The organism is Vibrio sonorensis (assembly GCF_001854765.1).
Lineage (GTDB): Bacteria > Pseudomonadota > Gammaproteobacteria > Enterobacterales > Vibrionaceae > Vibrio > Vibrio sonorensis.
Genome location: NZ_LJJE01000046.1, coordinates 1 through 2,481, shown reverse-complemented (window position 1 = coordinate 2,481; position 2,481 = coordinate 1). Strand labels below are relative to the sequence as shown.

At 46.4% G+C, this 2,481-nt stretch carries 3 protein-coding genes and 2 pseudogenes; 3 read left to right on the top strand and 2 right to left on the bottom strand.

Features of this window, described 5'->3' with window-relative positions; genetic code table 11:
- Positions 1-451 precede the first annotated feature (451 nt).
- Positions 452-694 carry a hypothetical protein gene (locus BLO31_RS08795; protein ID WP_070964765.1) on the bottom strand — a complete coding sequence of 81 codons (243 nt, stop codon included), beginning with the start codon at positions 692-694 and terminating at the stop codon, positions 452-454.
- Between the two features lie 582 nt (positions 695-1,276).
- Here BLO31_RS08795 and BLO31_RS23080 point away from each other — a divergent pair.
- The 3 genes and pseudogenes from BLO31_RS23080 to BLO31_RS23465 form a co-directional block, all read left to right on the top strand.
- A pseudogene (locus BLO31_RS23080) lies at positions 1,277-1,531 on the top strand (IS30 family transposase); the annotation flags it as partial.
- Positions 1,515-1,901, top strand: coding sequence for a transposase (locus BLO31_RS08785; RefSeq protein WP_070964759.1), 387 nt, complete (start codon positions 1,515-1,517; stop codon positions 1,899-1,901). The pseudogene BLO31_RS23080 and the gene BLO31_RS08785, both read left to right, overlap by 17 nt.
- 42 nt (positions 1,902-1,943) lie before the next feature.
- Positions 1,944-2,096: pseudogene (locus BLO31_RS23465) on the top strand (IS110 family transposase); the annotation flags it as partial.
- Between the two features lie 161 nt (positions 2,097-2,257).
- Here the strand turns inward: BLO31_RS23465 and BLO31_RS08780 are convergent.
- Positions 2,258-2,481 (bottom strand): Tn3 family transposase (locus tag BLO31_RS08780; protein ID WP_139158969.1); only part of this gene is annotated, 224 nt, incomplete at its 5' end.

Here is a 2,481-nt window from a genome sequence, read left to right as displayed (position 1 = left end):
AACACCTTAGGATCTTGAATAATATACCAGAGCCATAAGCACGGTAATGCTCGGCCGACCAAACGAATGCTGACCTTGAACTGATGAACAGCATACTCAACCGGTTCCCGTTTAACGTAAGCGATTAATTCTCAACATCATTCCCATTTAGACCCAAGCCCTGATAATGACAACAGTCATTACTCATGGAGGCTTATATGTTACCTCTACAGTAAACTTTTTCGCGTCATGTCGAGGCATGCCCCCCCATCTCTCGCAGTCACGGTATGGCCTTCTGCTCTCGTCTCACTTGAAGAGCGATTGTCAGTTGTTAGCGGACGGATGTTTTTAGCTTTCGAGGCGTTTTTTTGCGCGACCTTGGTGGCTGCACCCTTTTAGGATTTTTTCCTTTGATGCTTCGGTCGATACGTTTCTCGGTTTTTACACCCGATCGCATTTTCACGTCGTTGTTTCAAACGGCGGAGAGATTTTGCACTTCTCCTTCATGAATAAGCGGGTGTCTCTGAGGTGAAAAGGTTGATTTTTCGTTCGTCGTTGATTCATCTTTACGTGGTTCGCGGTAGAGAAGCCCGGTGTTTTGGGTCGGCGTGTCACGGTCGACGGCATCACGACGCAGCAGGTTTATCGCATCGCAGTTGGACCAGTGCGAATTATCATCCGCCTCACCCTCGCGGCGCGCCTCGAAGTCGATCATTTTAATCCGTTCTGGACCATCATATACGGGCGTCGTCAGCGACGGTGTTGGTCATGCTTTCGTGTTTCATTTTCTTCCGTTCCGATTGATCGTCATCTTTCAGAATTCTAGTGTAGCGTAATTGTTTACGTTTCGGTCTCGGAGGAGCGTTGTCGGTTTTCACCTTCGCCAGTTTTGTCGTTGGCGTAGGTCCAACGAGCGCGCACTTGCACGCATCCATCGAACGTTCCAGTCGTGCCCCATCGCGTCGAAGTCGCTTCATTTGTTTAGCGAGTTCGTCCTCGCCTGTTAGCGAGTATATCGGAGCTAGTTTTAGACTTACACGCAGAATGGTTAGTTGGTAGGCCAGGAGGCGCAGATATTTGATTTCCGTTTTCAGGTCCATCGCTTTTGTTGACAAGACGCGTCGTTTACGACTCCGAATGCGACTAGATTGCCTTGCCGAGAGCGTCGTAGAACGTGGTCGAGTTGGGTCGCTTTCTGGGTTCATGTTATGAAAAGCCGTGAAACGCGCGTTGTTTTCGGTTGCCTGACCAGCGGATTTTAAAGTCGGAGCATCGTGTCTGTTGAGTTCGTTGATTGTCTTCGCGCGAGTTTGCAGGCCACGACACCATCGCAAAAGCGTTGGAGGCTGATGGGTACTTTGCCCATCCTTATAGTTCTTGGGAGCGTGGAGCCAATGAGAATGCTGACGGGCTTTTAAGGCAATATGTGAAGAAAGGAACCGATTTAACAACGGTAACAGGCAGTGATATTGAATTCGCGGTATCACGGATAAATTATCGACCAAAAAAGTATTTAGACTTCAAGCAACCAGCGATTGTCTTTAAAGAAATGGTATTGGCTGCTGGATATTGGAGAGTGTCGCACTTCGCAGTTGAATTCGGGCTTATTCAGTGCCAAACAGTTTTCTAATGCAAAGCAGGCCGCAGCCTTTGTCGGGCTCATCCCAAAGCTAAATGAGTCGGGAAACCTTAAAGGTAGGACGACATTAAGTAAGGTTGGTCCATCAAGAGTTCGCGCTAAATTGTTCTTAGCAGCGGTGAGTGCTAGCACCCACAACCCTGATATTAAAGCGCAGAAACGAAGGTTGCTGGCAGCAGGTAAAACCAAAATGCAAGCGCTTGGAGCTGCAATGCGAAAACTTATTCAGATTTGCTTTGGGGTACTCAAAACACAAACTAAATATCAGCCTAAAACGATCTAGAACTATGCTTGCTGACTAAGTTTAGAGATGGTATCTACATATCGACCTACAATGCGATTCACTTCAGTAAAAAGTGAATCAGCACAAGCCATATCGACAATACGAAAAATTCGTAGTGGTTACATAAAAGAACGAACTGCATGTATGAATCGTGTCGGCTCAATACTCCTTGAGTTCGGTATCAGCTTTCCGAAAAGGCTTTGTTGCGTAAATCATTTTCGAAGCCGAACAGCCCTATTTAGATTAATTGTCAGCCAATACAAACCAAGCCCTGTAAGCTTGTTCAACGCTTTAATCATCGCGTAGGTTTCATCCACTTGGGGTAGTGACCGGGTAGCTGCGATAACCGCCAACTTTTAAGCTGTCATTTCTATGGGTAGTCTTGCGTCCATGTCTAATTCAAATATCCCATAAGGATTGACATGGGCATAGATCAATGGCGTCAATGCCCTGAAATCTTCCTTTTTCATCCTTGAAAACCAACTCGGTTCGTTCAACACTTGTTGGATCATCAAGGTATTTACGTACACCAAAGAGATCTGTAACAAATGCAAAGCCAGTACTGACAATTCTTGGCCTT

What these genes read in the sequence shown, in the direction of transcription:
- BLO31_RS08795 (WP_070964765.1), bottom strand. Translation starts at nt 694, where the DNA reads ATGATCGACTTCGAGGCGCGCCGCGAGGGTGAGGCGGATGATAATTCG.